Source organism: Mariniradius saccharolyticus AK6 (genome assembly GCF_000330725.2).
In the GTDB taxonomy this organism is placed as follows: Bacteria; Bacteroidota; Bacteroidia; order Cytophagales; family Cyclobacteriaceae; genus Mariniradius; species Mariniradius saccharolyticus.
Window position 1 is genome coordinate 26,017 of sequence record NZ_AMZY02000004.1, and the last position, 26,576, is coordinate 52,592.

The window sequence follows — 26,576 nt, forward strand, 5'->3', positions numbered from 1 at the left end:
CAGCGAATTGCCTTATTTTCCCGCAAATTTTCTCTTTCGCAAAGCCACCCACACAAATCCAAAAAGCGCAAAAACAACCGCCGGAAGGACCGTGTTGATGGTTTGCCATTTGGTTTTCTCTGCCTCCACCTTGACCTTGTTGAGCGGTCGGATTTGGAACTGTTTGGTCCTTGCCGCTATGATTCCGTCCGGATCGACGAGGTAGTTCACGGCATTTTGAAGCAGTTGACGATTCGCATATTGGGTATCGCTGAAGGGATCTTGACCCAATAGCAAGGGATTTTCACCCAAGGGGCTTTTGCTGCTTTGAAAAAGCTGTCCCGTGCCCGCTACAAGTACCCGGCCTTCATTGCTTTCAGGAACAAATCCTGCCTTATCGACGCCTTCGGGTAAAAACCGATTTTTAAACAGCGAGGTGAAATTACCTTCAAGCAGGTAAATCAAGGGAAGGTTTGGTTGGTTGAACTCGTTGAGATCAGGCTTTTCCTCCATATCGGCAAAGGCTAACCTGACGGGTGCAGGCAATTTTTTCCCAAAATCCGAACCAAAAACCAATGGTGTCTTGACCACTCCATCGGCCTTGACAGTGTCCAAAGAGCCGGTGAATCTGAATACAATTTGATCGAGTCCTTTGGTAATTGGATGCTTGGCCATTCTTCCAGCCGCCACATAAAACGGCCAAGGTAGAGGTACCATCTGTTGCTGATTTCCAAAGTTTCCTCCCATAACCACGTGGTAGCCAAAATTGATGTCCTGCACGAAGTCCTTATTGACGCGAACGCCATATCGAAACAGCATCTGATCCAATCCATTGTCAAAGGGCATAGCGACTGTACCCTCGCCGCCGGCCTCCTCAAAGTTGAAGGCGAGCGGGTCAATCAGGAAAACAAGATTTCCGCCACGCATCAAAAACTGGTCGAGTAAATAGATTTCCCTTTCTTGATAGGCTGATTTTGGACCGATCACCATCAGAATATCAAAAGTCATCAGGTCGTCAACCGACTTTGCCTGCTCAAGCGGCACCTTGTACACCTGGTAGTCATCTGCCAAGGCCTCCACGATCCCAAATCCGTCATCCTCGGACATTTCCCCATGCCCCACGATCAAGCCTATTTCCTTTTCCTGTTTGGAAACCAGCCTCTTGATCGCATTGATCAGCTCAAATTCGAGGTTTTCGACAGATTGGTTCAAAATCTCATCCGGGCCCATGTTTGCCTCTCCTTTCAAGATCAAGGCCCCGACCTCAAACTCAGCGTTGCGCGCCAAGATTCCCGGGAAAATCATTTTGGTTTGTTTTCCCCCAGCCTCACTGGTGTAGAGGTTGGTTGGGTTGATGCCAAAGTCAGAAAGGCCCACGATAAAATCCTCTTGCTCTTTCTTTGGCAGATCCAAGGGATTGAAGTACCGGTACGTGATCCGCTTGTTACTATAGGAATTGAATGTGCGGATATTCTCCTCCACGGACCGCTGTAGTCTGCGCATGCCGCCCGGGAGCTCGCCGGCAAGCAGGATATCTATCTCGATCGGTTCCTCCAATCCTTCCAAAACCGCAATACTTGCAGGATGCAGGGAATACCGCTTTTCCTCGGTCAAGTCCAACCTAAAGGGCAGAAGGGAAACCAACGCCCAAATAGCCGCGAGCATCACAGCCAAAACACCCATTTGCTTGATCGATCCTTCTAAGTTTCTCATTTTCTCTTCAGGATAATAGTCGTCAGTCCCAACATCAATACAACAACCGTCATGAAATAGGCAAGATTTTCGGATACGATGACGCCTCTGCCCATACTTTGATAATGATGGCTGAGGCTGAGGGATTCCAGAAAAAGCGCAATCGGACTCATGATCTGCATTTGTACCAAGGCAGTCAGGCCGAAGTACAAAAGAAATGATAGGAACACCCCCCAGATAAATGCCACGATTTGGTGCGAGGTCAAGGCAGAGGAAAAGATGCCGATCGACGCAAAAACCGCCCCCATCAGGCAAAGCCCGATCCATGAACCGAAAAATCCCGCATGGTCAATATTGCCGACGGGGTCTCCCAACTGCACGACCGAGTAATAAAACAGCAAGGTCGGAATCAAGGCCAAAAAAATGAGCGTCAGGCTTGCCAAATACTTCCCAATAATTATCCTCAGGATGCCCAATGGCGAGGTCAACAGGATTTCCCAAGTGCCTGACCTTCTTTCCTCTGCGATCATTTTCATCGTGATCGCCGGAATCAAGAAAATGAATACAAAGGGGGTATATACGAACAACGGCTCCAAATCCGCAAACCCGTATTCCAATACGGAAGTGTCGGGAAAAACCCACACAATCAACCCCAAAGAAACCAAAAACACCGCCAAAATGAGGTATCCGCTCAGGTTGCTGAAGAAGGCATTGATTTCCTTTCGGTACAGTGCAAACATCGATTTAGGATTGGGTGATTTGTTGAAATATCGCTTCCAGGTTGTTCTCCTTCAGACTGATTGAGACCAAGGTCAGGTTTCTTTCCTGGATAATGGACAAAAGCTCTCTTCGTCCCGAGGCTGCATCTTCCACAGAAATCACAATTTGCGAACGACTGGACAAGAACTCGCCTTTTCCTATATGATGAAACCATTCCAATTGGAGTTCTTCCTCGGTCTCAAGCTGAAGCACGGCATTCCTTCTCCCTGATTTAAGGTTGGAAAGCAAGTCTGAGGCGACGATTTTTCCCTTGTTGATGATGACTACCTTATCACAGATGGCCTCTACTTCCTGCATGATATGGGTGGAAAGTATCAAGGTCTTGTCCTTGCTTATAGTCTTGATCAATTTCCGGATTTCGACCAGTTGGTTGGGGTCGAGTCCCGTAGTAGGCTCATCCAAAATGATCACTTCCGGGTCATGGATAAGCGCCTTTGCCAAGCCGACACGCTGCCGGTATCCTTTTGAAAGTGCTTGGATCCTTTTGTGCACTTCAATCTCGAGTCCACACAATCCAACCAATTCCTCCACCCGAGATTTCAGGCTTTTGCCAGCCATGCCATACAAACCACCCACAAATTCCAAAAACTCACGCACATACATGTCCATGTACAGTGGATTGTGCTCGGGAAGGTAGCCAATCAGCCGACTCGTCTGTTCAAAATTCGCCTTGACCGAAATTCCGTTGACCAAGACATCACCGCCGTCGGCTGCAATATACCCGGTGGCAATCTTCATGGTGGTGGACTTCCCAGCCCCATTTGGACCCAAAAAACCCAAGACTTGCCCTTTCTCAGCCTCGAACGATACATCGTCCAGAGCTAACTGCGTGCCATATTTTTTGGTGAGGTGATTGACCGACAGAGACATGGATTTTCAATTAGGTGGCTAAATTAACCGCAACTCCCGCGGTTGGCAAAATATTTTTTCGCACAGGCCACAAAAAATCCCTGAATCTTTGAATGCCGGGGATTTGAAACCAAGGAATTAAAGCTGTAAAATCTCAGCAGTTTGCCTAAAACCTGAATCCAACATTGACCACGTACCTGAACCCATAACTCAGACTCCTGAATCCGCCTGAGTTGGCAATCTCGCCCGGCTTGATGACTCCTTCAAACATGGGAAATCTGCCCTTGATCGCCTCATTGAGTTCTCGGAAAAACTCCTCCTGTTCTTCGGCTGGAAGGTCAGTATTCAGGCTTGTTTTCAAATCATAAAAACCTATCCCAGGTCCTGCCAACACCATATCGAGCGCAAGCCGTTCCCAAAAAACAAATTGATACCCCAATTGAAAACCGGCGATTACCGTGTTGAAGTTGAAATCAAAATTGACATTGCCTTGGAAATTTTCAGTATTGAGCGCCAAATCGTTGTTGCGCGTGAGGTAGTTGTACTGAAAATGCGGCCCGATGTAAACTCCACGTGGCGCCTTGTGACGGTTTTCTTTGGCAAGGTAAAAACGGTAATCTGCGGCGAAATGATAGCCACGCTCCGAAACTGCGCGATCGCCATTGATGGCTTCCCCGTTCTCGTCCAACCGCATCAGCTTCGGAAGTGAAAACCGTCCCAGATTGACAGAGAAGGACCGCTTTTCCGACAACACCCGTTCATAACCGATCGCGACGAATTTGGTACCCCAAATCATCGGACTAGAGACATTAATTCTGGCGATATTCTTTCGCTCTTTTGCCAAAGAATCAACCTGGCACCAAGCTGGGATGGTCGCCATAACCATCAATAAAAACAAGCAAAGAGGACGTTTCATAATGCTGGGGGTTTAGACACTGAATTTAACCAAAGTCCGCCTCGATACCATCAAAATGGCCCAATTTCAGCGAAAGAATTTTGAAAAACCGAATACGTAACGGAATCTTCAAAATCAAGATAAATGCAGCCTCGGCGTCAGAAAATTCCACTTCAAAAATGACTCAAAATAAAAAAGGCTTCAAAGAAGCCCCTTGAGAGAATCCACCGCCACGGGCAGCGCATCTCGATTGATATTAAACCTTACAGCACCAATTTAGAGCGGATTTTTTGGTTTTCAAAAAAATCAATCCGAAAAACTCACATTGATGAAGCTCGCGATCCCAAACCGGAATCCTCCCCGTTGGTAATTGCCATTTTCGAAGCCGGCACCCATTTCTACTCGGAAAATCCTGAAAAGATTGTCCAAGGAATAGCCCACCTCCCAATAGTGCGCTGAGTTCTCAGTCTTGAGATAGTTCAGGAAAATATTTTCACGGACGCCGGAGAATCTGAGCATCGGCAATTGTGTCAGCAAGAACTTCCTGAATTGGTAATGCATGATGCTGCTGATGTAAGCGCCCTGCGTGCTGTATTGGTAATAATCCAAGAAGCGATAGTTGGACGCCACACCCATATTGGCAAAAATGGTCCTGTTACCGCCGAAATGCTTGAAGTCCTGGAAATACACCCGATCCTGGTTGAGAAAGGTTCCCGCCTTGATATTGAAGTCGAGCTTGCCACTGACTCCGAAATTGAAAAAATGCTCTATCCCACCTTCGAGCCTATCAAATCTTGCCGCATTTTGATTGTTGAAAACCGACGAGATCGCTCTGGTATAGTTCAGGACCAGCATAGGGGCCGACTCGTAAATTGGATTTTTTCGCCCATCGCGGATGTAATACTTCATTCCAGGACGCCATTCTATGTTCCCGTGCCAAATCAAGGCATGATGGTCATCAAAGGCACGGTCTGGGGCCTCGATGTTGTCGGGTCTATTGGGCATGTACGATCTCTCAGGTCTATTGTAAAAGCTGAAATCCGAATTGTTTTCCAACTCTCGTCGGTAGGCATAAAGGAGGTTGGTGCGGAATGTAAATGCATCGGTCACCCGCTGGGAATAGGCCAGTTTCACAAAATCCTGCTCATAGAGCCTCATATAATTCTGCCGCAAAAGCAATGAATACGCAGCGTTGACCAGCTCTGAAATCGGGTTCTCGGGATTGAATTGGTAAATAAACCTCCCACCCGTCAGCGTTGCGGTGTTTCCCGGCCTTCCCCGATTGACGGACCTTCGGATTTCAAAAGTGCTGTAAAGGCGCTGGCTCGAAAAACCATACCTAAACTCCGGCTCAAAATACCAAACCCTTCTGAAGTTGGTAACCGAATCGGCCATTTTTTCCGTTTTTTCTAACCTGTAAAAGCCCGCCAGCCCAACTTTGAAACCCTCGACCGTATTGAAGGAAAACTTGGTCCAGTTGGTACGGAATCCAGCTGATCTTCCCTTTCCGAAACTGTAGGTGCCGCCGCCGATGATTTCCAAAGGTTTGAAGCCTCTTCTTGCCTTTTTCGCAATGGAGTCGACATCGCTAACCTTGGCAGCCTCGATGGTTGCCAAGCTGTCGTCCCGCACGTAACCCCGGATTTCGGCCTCGGTAAGTTTGACAGGACGGATGCTATCCCAATAGGCGAGGCTGCGCTTTCTAGCCAATGAATCGACCTTGTAGGACCGTTCGGATATGATCTCTTCATCCTCCCGCTCTTTAAGGGCTTCTTTCTCATATTCATTGATCAGCTTCCGAAAATCCTTCTTGGTCATCTTGTCCGCATTGGCCAGCTGTTCCAAACTCGAGAGGTTTTTGTTGAAGCTACTCACGTCCGTCGGTACCTCGTCGACTTTTTCATCGATGATTTTGGTCTCGACGATTAGGTCTGGATTGAGTGTGACCTTGTAATCCCGCGTCGAGGCGAGGTATTTGTACTCGCCTGCAAATCCAAAAAACTTGCCGCCAAAAGTGTAAGTGTGGGTCGAAGGCATCCAGACATTTTCGGCCACCGGCTGGTAAAGCTGACGCACACCAATCTGAAAGCCCAAAAGCGATGTTTTTAGATCAAGGCTATGAATGGCCCAAAGTCCTTCAATGATGTAGATATATCCGTCAAAGACCAACTCGCCCGGCGACCGTGGCTGCACCCGGATGCGGTTGACCATGACGCCGTCTTCGGTAAATGAACCTTCGTACCTGAACTTGTAATAGGCAAACGCCGAAGGTGAAAGCGGCGAAATCGCGTTGTTGATTTTTGGATTGTAAAAACTCGTCGCGATATAGGGTGCGGGTGAAGTCTGATTGTTATCGCCGTTGGTGCGGATGCTGATGACTTCTTCCTCGACTGCATTGGGCTGTTTGAAGGTGATCTTGGAAACCGACTCCGTTGTATAGGCTTCGTTGAGTTTTACTCCTTCTTTTTCCAACTCCTTTTTCATGAAAAACGGCGCATCGGTCAAACTCCCCGTACCCTTGAGGTACACCATCATGCTGTATTCCTGCACCTGCATTCGGTGGTATTTTGCTTTGGAAATGGCTTTCCGCATGATCGTGAGAGCGGGGTCTTCGGCCTTTGTATTGACCGTCACCTCCTGAAGGGAATAGACCTGTTCGCTCATTTTGAAATCCAGCGTGACCCACTCCTCCAATACCACGACCGTCTGAAGGTCGGAAGCATAGCCGAGGTATTGGGCCAATACGTCATACACGCCCTTCTTGAGCTTCAACTCATACTCTCCATTTTGGTTGGTGGCTACTCCTTCACCTGTATTTCGGATGTAGATGGAGGCAAAAGGCAAGGGTTCACCCTTTTCGGTAGTGACTTTTCCCCTGATGCCTTGTGCGAAGCCCCCCTGAACAATGCCCAAAAAAAACACACCCAGCCAAAAGATTTCTTTCAATCGGACCATAAAACAACAATTATCCTCGAAAATACAAGATTCAAAATTGAACGATAAGGTTGCTTTGGGGTTATTGACAAAAATTAACGATGGAAGCAGGATTTTAAATTTATTTAAATTTTCCGACAAAAAACAATACTATACCAATCTCACTTTGTTGCAACATTGATTTCGAAAATCCTTCTAAAGGGGAATCCCTCTTCATTTACGCCCTCGATTTTCATGAATACGCGCTTTGTCAAGTCCGAAAGTGGTATTTCGAACTCAAATTTGCCATCATCCGCCCGCGTGCCCGCTGAGGGATTCCAATACAAGGTTGGCCTCGGCGGGATTGGAACGCCATTGTTGCTGATCTTTGGAAATTCTAGTGGCTTCGTGAAACCTGGAAGCTTGAAAACCTGAAACTCTGTTTTGTCAAATTCATAGGGTGATTTCGGAGTTGTCGTTTTTCCTTTCTTGGTCGTGATCGAAATCACGCCCCCTGCTGCCCGTGTACCAAAAACAGCGGCTGCATAGGTGTAAACTTCGATCGATTCAACCTCACTGGCTATCAATATCTCCAACTGTTCCCGTCCCTGTTCTCCCGACAGTAGCAGGCCGTCTACCATCACCAAAGGCCCCCCTGTTTCCAATCCCCAGTTCTGCCTCATCATGATGCCGCCCGAAAAATTCATTTCGACTATGTCAGCAACCTTCATTTGGGGAAATCTTTCCAAAAAATCCTGACCAATGGTCTTATCCCCTTTTCCATACCCATAATTGTTTTCAGTCGGGGTGAGTATCCGTTGGTCAGCCACTTCGATTTCTTCCAAGTCAATGATATCCTTGTCCGGCCAAAAATCCGTCCAAACATCGTTACCCATTTCCTCCAAAAGCATCGGCATGGTGTCAAATTCGAACTTGTGAACTGGCCGAGCCGTCTGGACCAATTCCACGGAGCCTTTTCGCTTCCTCCTCTCGTCCAATGCAGCGATCGCCACCTCGGTACTGTCATAAAAAAACATCCCCGTCGTGAAGAAATAACCCAAACTGTCCGAGGGAATAATCCCAAAATCCTCCATGTCACCCACAACGACCGTTAGTGGTACGGCCAGTTGCCGATTCCTAGACCTTCCATCAGAATAATTGCCCGCTAGGGAAAGTCCATATTCAATCTTGTATGGCTGGGGCTCGATCATTTTGGGATCAGGGGCCTTGTACAGCCACTCGGTCGCCTCCTCGAGGTCCTTGTTAGGAACAAAAGATGTGAGCTCGGCGTCCACAAGCGATAAAGTGAACTTTGCCTCTACAGGTTGATCGTTGGCATCTTTGATTGAAACAGCAAATTTTCCCCAGGTCGCGCTTGAGTCGTCCCTGTAAATCGCTCCACTCGGCTCAATCGTCCAAGCAAAGTCCAGGTCATCCTCTTCTTCCGTCGAATTTGCAACTGCCGGTTTACTCCCTTTGGGAACTATGGAAACGTATTTGACTGTATACCGCCCGCCTTCATAATTTCCCATCCAGTTGGTGTATGCGAGTAGGGCATATTTCCCTTCGGGAAAATCCTCTTCCAGCAGGAATTGTCCATTAGTAGTTCCATTCTCCAAAAAAAAGACCCCAGACTTGACTGTCTCCAATCGATCATTTACCAAATCCACATAGAGCGTTCTGCTGAGCGTATCCGCAAAAAGACTGTTCTGATAAAGCATCTGTGCCTGCAGCCACATCATTTCACCCGGATGGTATACCGATTTGTTGAGACTGAGATGGGGTCGCTCCATCAAGTTGGTCCATTTGACTTCCTCCACTCTTTGGAGCGTCACCTCGGCCATAAGGGGATTTTCCATCTCCTCAGGCATATAATCAAAGGGAACAAACCGCGCCACTCGCTCACGGCCCATGTTTCCGGATCTAACCAACTGCTTTGGATCCAACAGCACGCCTGCTGCGTCGACATCAAAATAGCCGTCAGGAGCCTCCAGCCAACTGATTGCATGGTAAATCCGGGAATAATAATCATTGATCCAAAACTTCTTGGTAAAGTGGACTTCCACTTTTGAAGGCCAATTTATGCGATAAATACCCCCCGGAATCTCCTCGATCAGGGTGGAATCCTCTCTCATCGGATGAATAGTCCTGCCAAGTTCTTCCTCAAAGCGATTGGTTCGCAATTGCCCCATGGGAGGGAGCGTGACCTCATAAAGCTTAAACCCATCCTCCTCGGCTCTCCTTCGAAGCAAGGATGATAAAAAATGTTTGACCGATCCGAAATAGGCGGAGTTGCGCGCAATTTCCCATTGGGCCGAATCAATAGACTGCTCCATGGTCTTAAAATTCGCCAGACCAAAGTAGTGAAAGCCTCCGCTCATTTCCACGAATTCCTGCAAATGGTACTCGATTTGGTAGCCCAAAGCGCGGTTTTCGATCAATATCGGCTGGGATGCGCTGGCCGCCAGAAATTTCCCTCGGCCCGGGATGCGCCCCTCTTCAAAATCCACCACCCAAGGATTTTTAATTTCTATTTTGCTAAAAAAAGGATCGTCCGGCACCGCCAAAAAGACCCGCTCAAAACGCCGCATGTATCTTTCCCAGCGTTTGTCCCGCTTAGACTTGAGCATGACTTCAGACAGGCCTTCTTCCTTCGGCGAAAGCTCAAAATTGACACTGATCTGGGAACGGCCTTGCAGAGAAATCTTCCTAAACTTGGTATGATAGCCGACAAATGAGACTGCAAGCTCCGGATTGGGAGGAAGGTCGCCACTGATACGGTAATTTCCCTTGGTGTCCGTGACTGCGCCGATGGTTGTATTGTTGACGAAAACGTTGGCGAAAGGAAGCGGAAGTCCCGTTTTTTCGTCTTTGACGTTGCCTGTAATTACCTGCGCATACAGATTGGGGCTACCTGAAAAAAGGACAAGTAAAAAACAACAACACGCAAAAGCCGATCTAGACATGCTTCCCTTTTTAAGTTTCCTCGAGACTCTATTTTTGGATTCTTCGATTTCCAAGCAAGAACACACGCTTCCAAAATAATACTTAAAAACTGTTTCAGTCTCGTAAGTCTTTCTTAAATTCCAAACTTGAAAGTTTCAAAGTAAGAATCGTTAGTGAAAGGGACAACTTTTTTTCGAGCGGCCGTCCGGACAATTATTCTAAAGGTAAGGGCCATTAATTCTATGTATTCAGCATTGACATGGACCCTTTTTTTCATTTGCTGGCTCGCTTTTGCAAATACCACTTTGGCCCAAAGCGATGAAGCTCAGGTAGTTTTCAAAGCTCCTGAAAATGCCAAAAAGTCGAAATACTTCCTTACGGGCAAAGTCATTTTCTTCGAAACAGGCGAACCGCTACCTGGCGTGTCCGTGCATATCGATGGCTTTTTCACCGGAATCAATACCGATGCGAATGGCCAATATTTCGTATCCCTGGATTCGGGGCGACACAGAATTGCCTTCCGCCACTTTGGAAAACAAGGTAAAATCTACCAGGTCGATTTGTATGGAGACGGGGTCTTGGACACCGAACTCACCGGGCTCCAGTTTGAACTCGATATGTTTACGCTTCGATCGGAGGAAAGGGAAATGATCGTGAAAAGCCCCATCACGGGAGTGACCAAGATGAATATCGACGAGATCAAACTCGTCCCTACGCTTCTCGGAGAGCCGGATGTGTTCAACGTACTGCAGGCCATGCCGGGCGTTACTTCGGTAGGCGAAGGCTCGGCAGGTCTCAATATCCGTGGCGGTCAGGCAGACCAAAATTTGATCTTGATGAATGAGGCCATCGTCCTCAGTAATAGCCATGCTTTGGGGTTCCTGTCGTCATTCAACGGTGATGTCGTCCAAAATTTCACCCTTTATAAAGGCGCAGTTCCAAGCAATTTTGGCGGAAGAAGTGCTTCAGCTTTGAACATCGAGATGCGAAAAGGGGACAAGGAAACATGGAAGGGCTCCGTGAGTTTGGGGACCGGCGTGAGCAAGCTGATGCTGGAAGGTCCGCTGGTCAAGGAAAAAACAGGATTGATCGCTGCTGCGCGAAGGTCCAATGCCAATTGGCTGCTCCGACAGGTTGATAACACGGATGTCAGGGCTAGCGACATCCGGTTCCATGACTTGTACCTGGGTGTCAGCCACCAATTTTCCCAAAAGAATAACCTGGATCTGAATATCCTGAACACCGGTGACTACTTCAAATTCTCCAATAATTTCGGATTCGAATGGAACAATTTTGTCAGCTCGATTACCAGCCGAAACCTGATCACGGATGATTTTTCCTTGGTAGGAATGGCGGCCTATGGGAGTTTCAACAATGGTTTTTTTGAACCATCGGATATTGACCCGTCCATCGTGAAGAATGGCTTGTATTACTATCAAGGAAAAATTTCAGGATTGTGGACTTTGGATAAGGCTGTACTCCAAGGCGGGATCGAGGGAGTGCTATACCAAATGCGGCCCGAAAAACTCGAACCATTCACACCCCAATCCGGCATCCAACCTCAATCCATCCAAAAACAAAAGGGGTTGGAATGGGCACCTTTCGTTTCCACAGAATGGACCCCGAATGAAAACTTCACCCTGATGGCAGGCTTGCGGTATTCGATGTACCAGCAGATGGCCCCGGATACGGTGTTTTTGTACGAGGAAGGACTACCAATATCAACCAGCACCCAAACTGGATATGAGTTTTTTGAAAATGGGAAAATAGTGGGCTACAAAGGGTTGGAACCTAGATTTTCCCTGAGGTACACATGGGATAAAGTCAATACCTTCAAAGCTGGATTTGCGGTCCTGAATCAATATCTGCAAACCATCTCCAACGCCACCGGCCCTACCCCGATTGACCTTTGGCAACTCAGCACGACCTATATCCTGCCCCAAAGGTCCCAAAACTATTCTGTCGGGTACTTCCGCAGCCTGAAGGAAAACAAGTGGACCGCATCCTTGGAAGGATTTTTCCGAACAACCAAAAATCAACTTGAATACCGGGATTTTGCGGATTTATTCTTGAACCGGCAGCTGGAAACAGAGCTGATTCAGGGACAGGGAATGGCTTTCGGGGCCGAGTTGATGATCCAAAAAAACATCGGAAGTGTCACCGGGTGGCTGGCATACACCTTTAGCCGATCTCTGATTAGGACTGTCAGTCCTTTCCGCGAAATCCAAGTCAATGGCGGAGACTGGTTCCCCACCAACTTTGATCGCCCACATGTTCTTTCGCTCGTGACCAGCTTCCATCTAGGCAATCAGCGTGATTTCAACATCAACGTCAATTATTCTACTGGGAGACCTGTAACGGGCCTGTACTCAAACTATGTAGTGGGTGGTGTTTTTGTGCCAAATTTTGGAGACAGAAATCAATTTCGAATTCCCAACTATTTCAGGATCGATCTTTCGTATCTGGCAAATGGCCCCGTTAGGGCTTGGGACGACAAGATCAATATCAGCGTCTATAACCTGTTGGGGAGAAGAAATGCCTATTCGGTATTTTTCCAACGCGACGGTCAGCTGCAGCGATTGGTTCCTTATCAATTGGCGATACTCGGTGCCGCATTTCCGTCTATTACGTACACAGTCAACTTTTCCTCCAAATGACAAACAAGTCTAGCATATTGACATTTTTGCTCCTATTGGCGGCCGGTGTACTTGGAGGTTGTATCGATCGCTTGGATTTTTTTGGAGATACCCAAGGAGGGCAGTTGGTGATTTATGGCATGGTTAACGACACGGATGAAGTCCAACGACTGGAGATTTCGAGGACAAACCTACAGGGATTCAACCCGAAAGGGGAAGATGGTGCATCGGTGACCCTGCTGACCCAGGATGGCAGGAGGCTGCGCTATACCAACACCGGAAACGGCGAATACCAACTGGCGGGGTTTAAGGGCACACCTGGCCAAAGCTATTCCATCGAAGTGATCATCGGCAAAGACCTTTATGAAAGTACCGTACAGACCATGCCAACCATATTGGCCGTCGATAGTCTGGAATTCAGGTTTGGCAGGGAAATGTTGAGTTCGGAGGCTGAAGAAGGGGTGTTCGTTGTCAGCGCAACAACAAACTTTCAGGAGGGGGATAATTCAGGTTTTTTCCGATGGACCGCCGAAGAGACCTACCAATGGCAACGCACTTGGCTACCTTGTGTCGGCCTTTGCCCCCCTCCCCCAAATCCATGCTATATCTCAGATTTGATGGATCCCAACCGTATCAACCTATTCGATGCAAATTCCACGAGGACACGACAAACCCGTCAGGAAATAGCCAAACGGGCCGTAGACAATTCGTTCATCGGGATTTTTTATGTGAGTCTGAAGCAGCACAGCATCACGCGGGACGCGTTTGAATATTGGCGAAAAATCGATCTCATCGTCAACAACAGAGGCTCTTTGTTCGATATTCCTCCTGCGCCTGTGTACGGAAATATCACCAACAAAAACAACCCTGATGAGATCGTACTTGGTTTTTTTGAGGTTGCAAGGGTGAGATACACCCGAAAATATGTCAATCCAGCAGACGTACCATTCTTCCTGACACGTCCCTGTGACATCGTGGTAGGCAAACCGGCCGAAGACTATGCCGCGGAGTGCGTCCAATGCGAAGTCAGGGCCAAAGGCAGGGCTTGGACAACGACTGCCCCAGAATGGTGGTTTAAGGACTAGAGATTATTCGAAATCCAGTATACCCATAAAAATGAATTTTTATCGTCCGCCGAGAAAATAACCATCTAATGGGAATTTAGGCGCACTACAGGCAAGGTTCAAATTGAATCCTAGGCAAGGGCTGATTTTTATGTAGGTCCAAGACCTTTTCCCCAACGGGAGTCCAAAAACGGAATTCTTACCTAAATCATAATTTTTTTTAATAATATTCAAAAAATCATTTAATATTTTGATTGATCAATAAAAACAATCGATTTTTTTGATTTTTTCATTTTGTGGTTACTTTAGCAACCAGATTATTTACATTTTTCATGTTTTTGTAAAAAGTAAGTAAAAAATCAAACCTATTATTATTAAATCTATAAAACCTATGAGAAAATCAGTTACAAATTTGACCAAAGCAATGGCGATTTCAGCCATTGTATTCACAGCACTCTGTGCCGCACCCGCATTGGCACAGGAAGAAAAGCAGTTTAACTTCTCTGCGACACTCAATTCCGATCAGTTCTTCGGATTTTACCCCACGTTCCAAGGGTCTTATGGTGTTTCGGACAAAACCGCGCTCACCTTCTACGGCATCTTGTGGTCAGGGGGTACCGGGGGAAACTGGGGCAACTGGACAGAATTTGGTATTGGTGCCAACTTTCAGGCCGCTGAGGGACTTTCCATCAATCCACAGATCGGTATCCTCGGCGGTAACCTGCTCAGTTCAGGAACACGCGGCCCAGCCATATTCGGTGACGGTATCGTTCCAAACCTTACAGTGAATTTGCTGAGGGAAAAGACAGAAGGTCAGTTCTACTTCGGCTACTATGCGCCGCTTCGCGACGAAGCGCCCGTCAATACTACCCCTCCCGGAACAACTTTGGCTTACATTCACTATTGGGTCAACTTTGGTTTTCGTGCCAGTCAGTTCTTCTCACTGGGCGCACACTATGAGCATTTGATCAATTCGGGAGGTTCCAATGTCTCAGAATCCTCTGACGTGTATCAATGGCTTGGTCCTTACGTTCAATTCGCCAAACCAGGCGGTGGCCCATTTGCAAGGTTCTCCTTCGGTACTGACTTGGTGGAAGGAAACGACTCCTTCTTCAAGCTCACGACAGGCTTTAACTTCTAATACACCAATAAAGGCCGGTGATCTACCGGCCTTTTTTTTTTGAATAGTAGTCTGTCATTTTTTTTTGTCCCGCAAAATGAAAATTCGAATCAAACCTAAACTGAATCTCTGGAACCTCATTTTTTAGAATTTGCCATCAGCCCTCGGTAACTTTCGTGTTTCGCCTACTCTGCCATTTCGAGACAAAAGTTTCCCATTTTGCCTCCAAATACACCCAATAAAGTGTCACAAATCCTGTCATTCTGACACAAAAGTCCTGGTAATGCCCATTGGCACGTGAGTTGACTCATGGGGATTGTGTCAATCACGTAATCAATAACTAGAAAAATATAATATCATGGGAAAAATCATAGGCATTGACTTGGGTACTACCAACTCCTGCGTTGCTGTTATGGAAGGTAACGAACCGGTGGTGATCCAAAACTCAGAAGGAAGAAGGACCACGCCATCCATCGTGGCTTTTCTTGACAATGGAAATGGAGAACGAAAAGTAGGTGACCCAGCCAAGCGTCAGGCTATCACCAACCCATCCAACACCATTTCCTCCGTGAAAAGATTTATGGGCAAAAAATTCTCCGAAGTCTCTGAAGAGAAAAAACATGCCTCTTACAAAGTTGAACCGGGACCAAACGACACCGTTGCGATCAAAATCGGCGACAGGTCCTACACTCCACAGGAGATTTCGGCAATGATCCTTCAGAAAATGAAAAGCACTGCAGAGGATTTCTTGGGACAAACCGTAACCGAAGCCGTCATCACCGTGCCCGCCTATTTCAACGATGCGGAGCGTCAGGCGACCAAAGAAGCTGGACAAATTGCAGGTTTGGATGTGAAAAGGATCATCAACGAACCTACAGCCGCTGCCCTTGCCTACGGCATGGATAAGAAAAACAAGGACATGAAGATCGCTGTGTATGACCTTGGTGGCGGTACTTTCGATATTTCCATTCTCGAATTAGGTGACGGGGTATTTGAAGTGAAATCCACCAACGGTGACGTACACTTGGGCGGAGACGACTTTGACCAGGTAATCATCAACTGGCTTGCCCAGGAGTTCCAGGCCGAAGAACAAATGGACTTGAGAAAAGACCCAATGGCACTTCAAAGACTGAAAGAGGCAGCTGAAAAAGCAAAAATTGAATTGTCAAGCTCTGCCTCTACAGAAATCAACCTTCCTTACATTACAGCGACCCAAACAGGGCCAAAGCACTTGGTGAGAACCTTGAGCAGGGCGAAATTTGAGCAGTTGGCCGAATCGCTTATCAGAAGATCAATGGAGCCCTGCAAAAAGGCCCTTTCTGATGCTGGTATGACAGCAGCAGACATCGATGAGGTAATCTTGGTCGGTGGTTCTACAAGGATTCCAAGGATTCAGGAGGAAGTTGAGAAATTCTTCGGAAAAAAACCTTCCAAGGGAGTCAACCCTGATGAGGTGGTGGCGATCGGCGCCGCAATCCAAGGTGGTGTCTTGACTGGTGAAGTGAAGGACGTGTTGTTGCTAGACGTGACGCCGCTCTCCCTGGGTATCGAAACCATGGGTGGTGTTTTCACCAAACTGATCGAGGCCAACACGACCATTCCTTCCAGGAAATCTGAAGTGTTCTCCACGGCATCAGACAATCAGCCTGCGGTAGATATCCACGTATTGCAAGGAGAAAGGCCATTGGCGAAAGACAACCGTTCGATCGGCAGGTTCCAACTGAGCGACATTCCACCTGCGCCAAGGGGTGTACCACAAATCGAGGTTACGTTCGACATCGACGCTAACGGTATCCTCAACGTATCTGCCAAAGACAAAGGCACTGGAAAGGAGCAAAAGATCAAGATCGAAGCTTCCTCCGGCTTGTCACAAGAGGATATCGAGAGGATGAAGCGCGAAGCTGAAGCCAATGCAGCATCAGACAAAGCCGAAAAAGAAAAAATCGAAAAGCTCAACCAAGCCGATAGCTTGATTTTCCAAACCGAAAAACAGTTGAAGGAATTTGGCGATAAGCTTTCCGATGGCAACAAGGCCAACATCAGCGCAGCCTTGGAATCTTTGAAAAACGCACATGCGTCCAAGGACATCGCAGGTATTGACGGAGCAATGGCCAACCTAAACAAAGCTTGGGAATCCGCTTCCCAGGAAATGTATAACGCCAGCCAAGGTGCAGGCGCGGCAGGCGGTGCACAGTCAGGACCACAGCAAGGCCCTAGCAATGCCGGTGACGGTGTATCCGATGTGGACTACGAAGAAGTCTCCGAGGACAAAAAATAATCATTACTAAACCAAGAAAAAGAAGACATCTATATATGATATGGATGTCTCTTTTTTTAGAACCAAGATTCAAGAGTCAAGACAGTCTCTGTTCTTGAATCTTGGTTTTAATGCTCTAGATTTATGCAACTGACCCCAGACAACAAACTCAAAAAGCTGATCATCGTTGGCGACCGTGTTTTGATCAAATTGAGGAAAGCCGACGAGAAGACCTCTTCCGGACTATACCTGCCGCCTGGAGTCCAAGAAAAGGAACGGGTACAACAAGGCTATATCATCAAGACAGGCCCTGGATATCCGATTCCTACCCCTGTCGAAGATGATGAGCCCTGGAAGGACCGGGATGACAACATTAAATACATACCCCTTCAGGCCAAAGAGGGAGATCTTGCAATTTTCCTGCTAAATGGATCCTATGAGGTAATCTATGAAGGCGAGAAATACTACATCGTCCCCCAACACTCGATCTTGATGCTGGAGCGGGAGGAAGAACTATAGTGCCCATCCACCAGCATGGAATCTAATCGAGCAAAACCTCCACCTGCCTACCGGGAATCACCTGAAAAACTTTTCGGTTGCCTCTTGAAGTCACAATCACATAATTTCCTCCCAAAAGCTCAGAGACAGTAAATGAAGTACCAACGTTCCCTTCTCTTATCCAAGGTTCCGGAATAGATACCGCGTCAACCGGCGCGATAGCCCAATCGAAATTCTGGGAAGTATTTGTTACAGTAAAAAATACCGACCCCGTCAAAGGCTGATCATCCCAATCCACACAGGACGACATCAGAGCAATAATGAAGAACAAACTGACAATTCTAGGTTTCATATTACGCATTTTTTAGGCAAATTATCACTAATATTTTAAATTGTGAATACCTAGCGATTGACCCCATTCCCATCTGGGATTCCATTATGGATACTTATCATAATGACGATACGGTCTAGAGCTCCCCTGAACTGTCTATTCCAATGCCGTACCCACCTACAGCGAGATCACAGTCTCCTTCCCGGCTATGATCTGAAAAACCTTGAATGTCGGGGTGGTGTTTTCCCCCACAAAATACTCGATTACATAGGTGCCTGGCAGCAGGTTATCGATCACCTTGTTATTGACAAGGGGACCTTTCAGCAACTCAGAACCCACGGGAATAAAACCGCCCCTCACCTGAAAGGTGGCTTCTGCAGCGATACGATACTCCAAGTACCTGAAGGATGAGACCAATTCCAGTCTCAGGCTACCATCGGTGGGGTTTTCAGGAATCTCCGTACAGGAAGCAATGAATACAAAAAGGAGCAACAAAATCCGGTTGGTTTTCATGGAAGTAGAATAGTTGGTTTGGGAATAGATTTCATGAATTGATTGCCAAAGCAAAAGACGCAAATGCCGAGCGGCAAAACTTTATGTTTATCATCAGCGCCGAGAATTGTTGAAGAATGCGAAAAAGTATCCTCAAGCGAAACGGCAAAAAAAAAGACGCCATTTTGGCGTGCTTTACTTAAGGTTTCAAAGCCTTAATTATTCTTCCAAGGCTTCTTATTCTTAGCCTTTGGACCTGTCACCTTTTTTGACGTGTCCAAAGTGGTGTCTATTGGCGTTGTTGCGTCAGTTTGATTCCAAGGCTTTTGGTTTTTGAATTCGGGACCTTGAGCCTCTGATCTTTCTGACCGAACATCGGCAGTTACATTTTTTGCTTGTGATTTCCAAGGCTTGTAATTCTTAGCCGCTGGACCTTTCAACTCATTCCATTCCTGGGCATTTGCTGCACCTACCGAGAGCAATATTGCCGTACCTATCATCCATAACTTTTTCATATTCAGATCGATTTGGGATTTTTCAGTTTCAGTAATATACACGCGAAACTAGAAAAAAGTTTACCCAAAAACAGACTTTTATTTGCTGAAATGATACTCAAATAAAATTTAATATTGATTATAAAAATTTGTTATAGAAAAAACGGGTGTTTTCAATCCCAATATTTGCCAAAAAATCATGGAAAAAAGAGAAATCAGCTTCTTTTTAGACCGAAAATTCAGGTGCCTCGCCAAAAATCAAAAAACCTGCTTTCCAATGAAAGGAAGCAGGTTTTTCGAAAAATTTTTTGAATTTCAGCTTAAAAAGAGAATACCGCAGCCAAAAGGAATGAGGAAAGGTTCTTTGATGCCGCCAACTGGTTGTTTAGAAAGAAGTTCTCCTTCATGTTATCTGTCCTGATTTCCGGAATCAACATAAGGTTATCGCTCACTTTCCAATTGACTGAAACTGTCAATGCGAAAACGTTGCCATCTCCGTTGGAGTCCAAGCCGATTGCCCCGTCTATACCGGTATTGAATACTGAGAAATACTCGCCCCTAGCGCCCAATTTGAGTTTCTCGGAAAGTGCCGCCTGCAGATAACCCGCAACTCCATAAAATCCAGAGTTGTCACCCGTAGCATCGATAATTGTGGACCCGTTATAGACTTCTCCCGGCGCAACGGTATTGTAGGTAGCGTTCAAGCCGAGGTAAAGTGATTCGGTCAAGTCATATCCGGTTGTCAAATCGACCTGGAATGTGGTTCCGGCAGATGTCGCACCGGTGTTGGCAGGAATATCGGTATCAAATTTTCCATCTTGGTCTCCATACAAAAAGTTCAAATAGGTGCTACCATTGTCTCCTGTGTACCCCAATTGTGCTCCAAAAGTATAGCTATCAAATTGGTTGAATTCAGTCATATCGGTAGGGTTCATGACTGCGGCCATGAAAGAAAATTTTTCACTCAAAGCAAAATCAGCCTTTAGGCCCGTGTGGGAGAATGGCCCATAGGAAAACATGTAGGATGTAGAATAATTGAAATTACCAACGGGTGAAATCACCTCGTAGCCAAGGTAGGTATTGAAATTACCAAACGTCAGGGTGACTGCTTTCGAAACATTCCAATACACATACAATTGGTTGACTATCTGTGAGCTTCCCGCCATGCCCCCGGTATTCATCGGGGAACGAAAAACGGCATCCTCACCGCGAGGACCATAGACCAAGTCAGCGACTACGCCAACGTTTTTTCCTTCATAGGTGGTAATCAAATTGAACATCCCAAGTGCAATTCCGGGGAGATTACCAAAGGAAGTTGCTGGAGCCTGTGCAAATTCACCTTTTGTGGGACCATTGAAGTTGCGTCTAAAATAGACATCCGCAGAACCGGCAAAGGTCAATTTTGACTCTTTCTCTTTCTCTTCTTCTTCACCCTCTTCCTGGGCGATCACTGGCATTGTAAATAGTAATAATAGACATATTATTAGCAGGTGAAAATTTTTCATTTTAGTTTTGATTATCGGTTAAACATAGTTTGACTGAAGAGAACCCTGACCCAATCGAAAGAGAGTCGCGTTTTTTTCCTTGGGCAGGGTTCTTGCTTTGTAAGTAGTTGTAGTTGTTGGTAGCTTGATTTTTTATTCGTCAAATACGATGGTATAGCCCCTGATACCGTGCTCATGGGAATCCAATCCGGAGCGCTCGTGCGCTTCGGAAACCCTGATACCGACTGTAACTTTCAGGATATAAAAAATCAGGAACGCAGCCCCGAATGCCACCGCGCCGCAAATCGCAACGCCTATCAATTGAGTCAGGAAGCTGTGGTCTGGATTGGTTGAGAAAATACCGACGGCCAATGTCCCCCAAATCCCGCAGGTAAGGTGAACAGAAACAGCGCCGACAACGTCATCCAGCTTGAATTTGTCAAGCATCACAGCGGAAATTACCACCAATATACCGGCAATAAATCCAATAAGAAGTGCCGCGGCCGGAGTGAATACATCTGCACCTGCAGTGATCCCAACAAGTCCTGCAAGGATACCATTGAGTAACATGCCCAAATCCAGACGTTTGAAAGCGAAATATGCCGCCAGGAATCCGCCAAGTCCTCCTGCTGTAGCACCTAGGCTCGTAATCACCAAAACTGAGGATACTAAAGCTGGATTTGCTGATAGAACCGATCCGCCATTGAATCCAAACCAGCCAAACCAAAGCAGAAACGTTCCGATCACGGCCAGCGGAATACTTGCTCCAGGTTTTGAGACAGCCTTGCCATCGATATACTTTCCGATCCTTGGCCCGACGAGGATGACGCCAGCCAGAGCGCCCCATCCACCTACAGAATGGACCAGCGTGGAGCCTGCGAAATCATAAAAGCCCATGGCTTTCAACGCTCCACCCCCCCATTGCCAACTTCCAATAAGGGGATAAACCAGACCAACAAAAAACACTGTAAATACCAAATAGGCCGACAATTTGACCCGCTCGGCAATCGCGCCAGAAACTATAGTCGCACATGTCGCCGCAAACATCGCTTGGAACAAAAAGTCTGTCCAATATGTGTACCCACCACTCGCATAGGCCGCAGATACATCAGCATCCCCTGGACTGAACCAGAACATGCTCCATCCTGAAAGGTTGAAAGCAAGCCATCCTGGACTCTCAAATCCGGGATACATCAGAAAAAAGCCAATCAGCGCATAGGTAGCAATTCCAATTATAGGGGTCACCGTGTTTTTGAATAAGATGTTCACGGTATTCTTGGCCTGACCAAAGCCAGTCTCAACTCCCGCAAAACCAAGGTGCATTATAAATACCATTGCGGTACACAGCATCATCCAGACATTGTTGGTCGTCAGGAGGTTTTGCGTAATCTCCGCCGTCAAATCGACGACTCCGGGGTCCTCACTCACATGAGCTAGGGTTACATTGATCCACTTCATAGGTTTGAAATTTAGTAAAACACATTTTTATAAAATTTTATATAGGTTTGATCGATAGCTTGATGCTAATCTAAATACATTTTTATCAAAATTTAAAATCATCTATTGCCAACATACTTATCAAAAAGCCTGATTATTAAATTTTATGTATAATTTTTGCCAAAAAAATTTGATTTTTTTAATATTTAATAAATTCTCGATTCTGTGTTAAAAACGGAATTTTATTCTGATAAAAAGAAAAGCAAAACCTTCTCAATCGATTCCGCCAATTGGGAGTGGATTTTTGTGACGCAAACAAAAACGAATTTTAATCCAAAGTCGAACTCAGACTAAAAATCGGAAATTGAATATTTCTTATAGTAGGCTTCGGGAAAAAATACCAAAAAATTTTTATCAAAAAGTTAAATTTTTTTTATGGATGGGTATCGATGAAACCATAAAATCACATTTTTACTACCACTTTAAATTTTTTGATCTATTCAATAACCATTTTTCATTCAATGTATGCCATAAGTGAATTTCTTGGTTTAAAATGACACTCAAGACATCTATTTCTTTACGATCTCGGCGTATTCCTTCGCAAAATAGCTCAAAATCACGCTTGCACCTGCTCTTTTGATACTCAAAAGCGACTCCAGCATGGCTCTTTGTGGATCGATCCATCCTTTTTCACCCGCTGCTTTGATCATCGCATACTCTCCACTGACATTATAAGCTGCAATTGGGAGGTTACTGTGATCCTTTAGCAGTCTAATCACATCCAAATACGCCAAGGCAGGCTTGACCATCAGGAAATCCGCACCTTCTAGGGTGTCCAACTCTGCCTCTATCAGCGCTTCCTTGTAGTTGGCGGGATCCATTTGGTATGTTTTCTTGTCCCCCATCTTGGGGGCCGAGTCCAATGCATCCCGGAAAGGTCCGTAAAATGCTGAGGCATATTTGGCCGTATAGGACATGATGGACACATCTTTGAATCCATTCCGGTCCAAAATCTGCCTGATGTGCCCGACCCTACCGTCCATCATATCGGAGGGACCGAGGATATCGGCCCCGGCTTGGGCTTGGGCGAGTGCCATTTTGCCCAAAATCTCCAATGTCTCGTCGTTGAGGATTTTTCCATTTTCGACGAGACCATCGTGTCCGTCGGAACTATAGGGATCCATCGCCACATCTGTCATCACCACCGCCTCCGGAAACCGAGCCTTTACCTCACGAATCGCTTTCAGGTAAAATGTATCCGGATTGTAGCTCTCTGTGGCGAATTTGTCCTTTTTGCTGTCTGGATAAGCAGGAAAAATGTCAAATGCCTTGATCCCGAGATGGAGGCATTCCTCGATTTCTTTCAACATCAAGTCCAAAGAATTCCTATAAATCCCCGGCATGGAAGCGACTTCCGATCTTTGGCGGGAACCTTCGATCAAAAACAAGGGAAAAATAAAATCCTTGGTCGACAACCTGGTTTCCTCCACCATTTCGCGGATAACTTGGGATTTGCGGTTTCTTCTCGGTCTTCTGTTCATGGGAATTTGGATTTGACTTGGACAAAGGTACCACAACACCACTATACCCCAAAAAACCACCCCTGTCAAAATTCACATTGAAAGTCTCCTGCTGGCAGAGACAATATCTACTTTAATATTCTCCAAGTAAAAAGATCAAAAAAAACAGGCCCCGAAAGAGGCCTGCTTTCAATTATTATAGACTAAACTTAACATTAGAAATTCACCTGCGCCTGCAATCGGAGCAGACTCCCTTTCTGGCGATTTTCAGGTTTAAGACTGTTTTCGAAAGTTCGATCTGATATCGTGTACATAGCTGTGATTTCCAAAGCTCTGATGATTTGCCACTCTACACCAACCTCAAACTCGTTGACCCGATGCCGCATGGCGTCCATCTCAAACTTCTTCCCGCCCTTGAAATAGTGGTACCTCATAAATGGTGTCATTACCTGTTCACCCCTACGGTACATATAAGAAGCGAGGATATATCCACCTTCCGTCGGCGCATCGACCACGTCGTTGGTTGATGGGTCAAACTCCGGACCACGACCCCAGTTATACTCGGCCTGTATACCAAACGGCTGCGGGTACAAGATGAAACTTGGGCCATAGCGGAAATCATCGAATTCAGTCTGGTCAAAGTCCGTTTGCGGATTACGTGTGATGACATATCGGCCCGTGTAGCCCTGGAATGAAGCCTCAATAAATTGTCCGGACGGCAATTCCCAAGGATAGGAAACCCGCGCCACCATGTGAAGGTTCTTGTTCCTTTCCGGCAAATTTGCAGTTTGCCCATTGTACAGGCCAAAGCCAAACACACCATAATCTCCGGAACCCTTCAATCCCGAGGAGACCAAGGAGCTGAACCTCTTTCGGATTTCAGTTGGCGCATAGTAAAGGAAGGCCCCAATGTCACGCTCATTGAATACCGCCGAATTGAGACCGTCGGCACGGTCAAGGGGAATCCTGTTTTGGGAAGATTGCAGGTTTTCAAAACCAAAAGGGACCTTTGATTGCCCAATCCTAATCCTGAACTCCTGCTTTTCATCGAGCCCAATGTCAAAGTATGCGTCACGTATTTGGGCGAAATTATTGCCCCCCGACGCAAAATCCGGCTGGATGTACATGTACACGCGCTCGTGGATTTGCCCAAAAAAGATCATCCGGATCCGACGGAAGAAGAATCCTCCCCCATCGCCGCCCCAGGAGCGGTCGCACTGCGCACATTGAAGGTTTGGGTTGGTCTCGAAAAGGCCATTGTACCGCAATTGGGCATAACCCCGCAATTGAATCGCCTCAAACCACTGCTTTTTGACAGGCACGGCTTCCTTGGAAACCTCTGTCACGGAATCTTGCAGGACGCCCCTTGCAAAAACGTCCCCCAAGGCCAAAGTCCATAGAACGATGGCTCCCGCGAAGAATATTCGCATAGGGAAAATAAGTTAAGAAATGAGAAATGTATTGTACAGCGTTGCAAAAGTGGCACCCTCATATGTCTTTATGATGACGCAGATGTTATGTTTCTGTTAACACAAAAATGAAAACGAGTCTTTCTCCGTGATATTTAGGAATACTGAATCTCAAAATGAGAGCAATTTGCGGCAAAACAGGTGATTTCAGTATGTTAAGCCAGTGTTAACAACATTTCCAATGTTAAAAAATACTTAAGGAATTGTTAACTGAAGCCGGATGAGAACTAATACCACGAATATCAAAAAAATTCAAGCGTGGACGATTTCAGAACATAAATCTTAAAAGCTTTAGGTGTAAGTGTGTCGATACTTGCGGATAATGGATAAATTGAAAAACGGAAAAAACCTATTTTGAAGCCATCATAAACATTCAAAAACACATTTTATACTGCAGCGTAGAAAATTCCCTTATTCGATGTCAAAATACACCAAATAACCCTCTGATTCATCCAAAATTGCATAAATACGTGACCCGGTTTCAGAAATCGCGAATTTACTGACCGGTGCATCTAAGTTGAATATCTTGATTGGTCTCAAGGCACTATCGAACTGGATAATCCTTTGTATCAGCTCACCCTCTGTCGCCATCCCTCCATGGTAACCTATCAAAAAAGTATTCTTATAAATAGTCGACAAAGAAAGGAACCCGAAACGGGAGCGCTCAAAATCATGTGAAACCAACTTCCCCCCGCCTGCTACATCTTTGCCCTTAAATGCGGGCAGGAAATTATCAGGACCGGTATAACTGGCCAATAAAGTCAGATTAGTATCCAAACGATACAACCTATCAGAAAAAAAGAGATTAACCAATACATTTCCATTAGAGGGAAAATAATTGATATAACCCGAAAATGCTTCCGGGTAGAGAAAATCCTCCATGGGATAATCCGACTTTGGATAGTCAATGGCAGATGCGATCAGTTTTCCATTCGAATCGAATTTATTGATTAGTTTACCGGCAGCGCCATCAGTATTGAAGTCAATTATCCCTCCAGACGGAAGAAAGACGGGACTCTTTAGCCTACTCACATTAACCTTTGTGGAACCTACAAGCTCTATTGGCGGCATTTTTTCATTTTCAACACTATAGGTGAAGAATGAATTCTTGTGAAAATCAAAGAGAATGACTTCCCTGTTTTCCTCCTTCCACTGAAGCTTTTTACTTGAAAGCTGCTCCGCTGCACCTTCGCCATCATCCGCGAACTTATGAATCAGATTCCCCTCAAAATCAAAAACTGAAACCCATTTTGGAGATTGCCTTTCGGTGATCAATATCCACCCATGCTTGTCTGAAACGGAAATATCCATCGGAAAAAGCATATCCGGCACGTAGAGCCGTTTAGATGTCAGGTATCGTTCTTCAACAGCACCTTCGCCAGACTCTCCGTTCCCACCTCTTGGCTTTGGGTCGCAAGACATCACAGAAAGAATGCTCGTAAAGAGGCATAGGGCCTTGAGACCCATCTTGAAAAAACAAATCTTGGATTTTCTCATGGATTAATCGGGGGTCTTTCCCGTCCGTTGATGCAAACGACGACCGCATCTTGATAAACAAGCACACAGTCTTGAAATCTACTATTTATACATAAAAACGTGCACCCAACGGTAGCATGAGTCTTTGTAGCGAAAGGCGCTAAACAAGTCATTGCTGTCAATACCAATACAGCAATAGAGGTTTTAACAAAGTTTTTTTTCATAGCCATCTCCTTTTGAATAG

The 26,576-nt window shown here is 46.1% G+C and carries 19 protein-coding genes; 5 read left to right on the forward strand and 14 right to left on the reverse strand.

Going from position 1 to position 26,576, the window contains the following annotated elements:
* Positions 1 to 12: 12 nt before the first annotated feature.
* From gldG to C943_RS02500, 6 genes are all read right to left on the reverse strand, one after another.
* Positions 13 to 1,692, reverse strand: coding sequence for a gliding motility-associated ABC transporter substrate-binding protein GldG (gene gldG / locus C943_RS02475; protein WP_008623834.1), 1,680 nt, complete (start codon positions 1,690 to 1,692; stop codon positions 13 to 15).
* The gene (gene gldF / locus C943_RS02480; protein WP_008623835.1) at positions 1,689 to 2,411 is read right to left on the reverse strand and encodes a gliding motility-associated ABC transporter permease subunit GldF; all 723 of its coding nucleotides are present in this window, start codon (positions 2,409 to 2,411) and stop codon (positions 1,689 to 1,691) included. Before gldF ends, gldG begins: the two co-directional genes overlap by 4 nt.
* A gap of 4 nt (positions 2,412 to 2,415) precedes the next feature.
* Positions 2,416 to 3,321 (reverse strand): gliding motility-associated ABC transporter ATP-binding subunit GldA, encoded by a 906-nt coding sequence (gene gldA, locus C943_RS02485; RefSeq protein WP_008623836.1) that lies wholly within the window; start codon positions 3,319 to 3,321, stop codon positions 2,416 to 2,418.
* A gap of 145 nt (positions 3,322 to 3,466) precedes the next feature.
* Entirely contained in the window at positions 3,467 to 4,216 is a 750-nt protein-coding gene (locus C943_RS02490) for a DUF3575 domain-containing protein (RefSeq protein WP_157198407.1), read from the reverse strand.
* Positions 4,217 to 4,501: 285 nt separating this feature from the next.
* The gene (locus tag C943_RS02495) at positions 4,502 to 7,150 is read right to left on the reverse strand and encodes a DUF5686 and carboxypeptidase regulatory-like domain-containing protein (protein ID WP_008623849.1); all 2,649 of its coding nucleotides are present in this window, start codon (positions 7,148 to 7,150) and stop codon (positions 4,502 to 4,504) included.
* A gap of 140 nt (positions 7,151 to 7,290) precedes the next feature.
* On the reverse strand, positions 7,291 to 10,074 hold the full coding sequence (locus C943_RS02500; protein ID WP_008623850.1) for a TonB-dependent receptor: 2,784 nt from the start codon (positions 10,072 to 10,074) through the stop codon (positions 7,291 to 7,293).
* A gap of 285 nt (positions 10,075 to 10,359) precedes the next feature.
* On the opposite strand from C943_RS02500, the gene C943_RS02505 reads away from it, so the two are divergent.
* The 5 genes from C943_RS02505 to C943_RS02525 all read left to right on the forward strand — a co-directional run bounded on the left by C943_RS02505 (position 10,360) and on the right by C943_RS02525 (position 17,650).
* Positions 10,360 to 12,711 (forward strand): TonB-dependent receptor, encoded by a 2,352-nt coding sequence (locus C943_RS02505; RefSeq protein ID WP_211208857.1) that lies wholly within the window; start codon positions 10,360 to 10,362, stop codon positions 12,709 to 12,711.
* Positions 12,708 to 13,775 carry a DUF4249 domain-containing protein gene (locus C943_RS02510; protein ID WP_040478779.1) on the forward strand — a complete coding sequence of 356 codons (1,068 nt, stop codon included), beginning with the start codon at positions 12,708 to 12,710 and terminating at the stop codon, positions 13,773 to 13,775. Before C943_RS02505 ends, C943_RS02510 begins: the two co-directional genes overlap by 4 nt.
* 370 nt (positions 13,776 to 14,145) lie before the next feature.
* Positions 14,146 to 14,895, forward strand: coding sequence for a DUF6733 family protein (locus tag C943_RS02515; protein ID WP_040478781.1), 750 nt, complete (start codon positions 14,146 to 14,148; stop codon positions 14,893 to 14,895).
* A gap of 337 nt (positions 14,896 to 15,232) precedes the next feature.
* The gene (gene dnaK, locus C943_RS02520; protein WP_008623856.1) at positions 15,233 to 17,152 is read left to right on the forward strand and encodes a molecular chaperone DnaK; all 1,920 of its coding nucleotides are present in this window, start codon (positions 15,233 to 15,235) and stop codon (positions 17,150 to 17,152) included.
* A 123-nt stretch (positions 17,153 to 17,275) separates the two neighbouring features.
* A complete protein-coding gene (locus tag C943_RS02525; RefSeq protein ID WP_008623857.1) occupies positions 17,276 to 17,650 on the forward strand; it encodes a co-chaperone GroES in 375 nt (124 codons plus the stop codon).
* Positions 17,651 to 17,672: 22 nt separating this feature from the next.
* Here the strand turns inward: C943_RS02525 and C943_RS02530 are convergent, their stop codons facing one another.
* The 8 genes from C943_RS02530 to C943_RS02565 all read right to left on the reverse strand — a co-directional run bounded on the left by C943_RS02530 (position 17,673) and on the right by C943_RS02565 (position 26,353).
* Positions 17,673 to 17,981 carry a hypothetical protein gene (locus C943_RS02530; protein ID WP_008623858.1) on the reverse strand — a complete coding sequence of 103 codons (309 nt, stop codon included), beginning with the start codon at positions 17,979 to 17,981 and terminating at the stop codon, positions 17,673 to 17,675.
* A 156-nt stretch (positions 17,982 to 18,137) separates the two neighbouring features.
* Positions 18,138 to 18,473 (reverse strand): hypothetical protein, encoded by a 336-nt coding sequence (locus tag C943_RS02535; RefSeq protein WP_157198408.1) that lies wholly within the window; start codon positions 18,471 to 18,473, stop codon positions 18,138 to 18,140.
* Between the two features lie 194 nt (positions 18,474 to 18,667).
* Complete coding sequence (locus C943_RS02540) at positions 18,668 to 18,967, reverse strand: hypothetical protein (RefSeq protein WP_169334599.1); 300 nt, start codon at positions 18,965 to 18,967, stop codon at positions 18,668 to 18,670.
* Positions 18,968 to 19,266: 299 nt separating this feature from the next.
* Positions 19,267 to 20,451, reverse strand: coding sequence for a porin (locus C943_RS02545; protein ID WP_008623861.1), 1,185 nt, complete (start codon positions 20,449 to 20,451; stop codon positions 19,267 to 19,269).
* Between the two features lie 132 nt (positions 20,452 to 20,583).
* Positions 20,584 to 21,888, reverse strand: a complete 1,305-nt coding sequence (locus C943_RS02550) for an ammonium transporter (protein ID WP_008623862.1) — start codon at positions 21,886 to 21,888, stop codon at positions 20,584 to 20,586.
* A 548-nt stretch (positions 21,889 to 22,436) separates the two neighbouring features.
* Positions 22,437 to 23,408 (reverse strand): porphobilinogen synthase, encoded by a 972-nt coding sequence (hemB, locus tag C943_RS02555; protein ID WP_008623865.1) that lies wholly within the window; start codon positions 23,406 to 23,408, stop codon positions 22,437 to 22,439.
* A gap of 194 nt (positions 23,409 to 23,602) precedes the next feature.
* Positions 23,603 to 24,817, reverse strand: a complete 1,215-nt coding sequence (locus C943_RS02560) for a porin (protein WP_008623866.1) — start codon at positions 24,815 to 24,817, stop codon at positions 23,603 to 23,605.
* A 450-nt stretch (positions 24,818 to 25,267) separates the two neighbouring features.
* Positions 25,268 to 26,353, reverse strand: coding sequence for a 6-bladed beta-propeller (locus tag C943_RS02565; protein WP_008623867.1), 1,086 nt, complete (start codon positions 26,351 to 26,353; stop codon positions 25,268 to 25,270).
* Positions 26,354 to 26,576 lie beyond the last annotated feature (223 nt).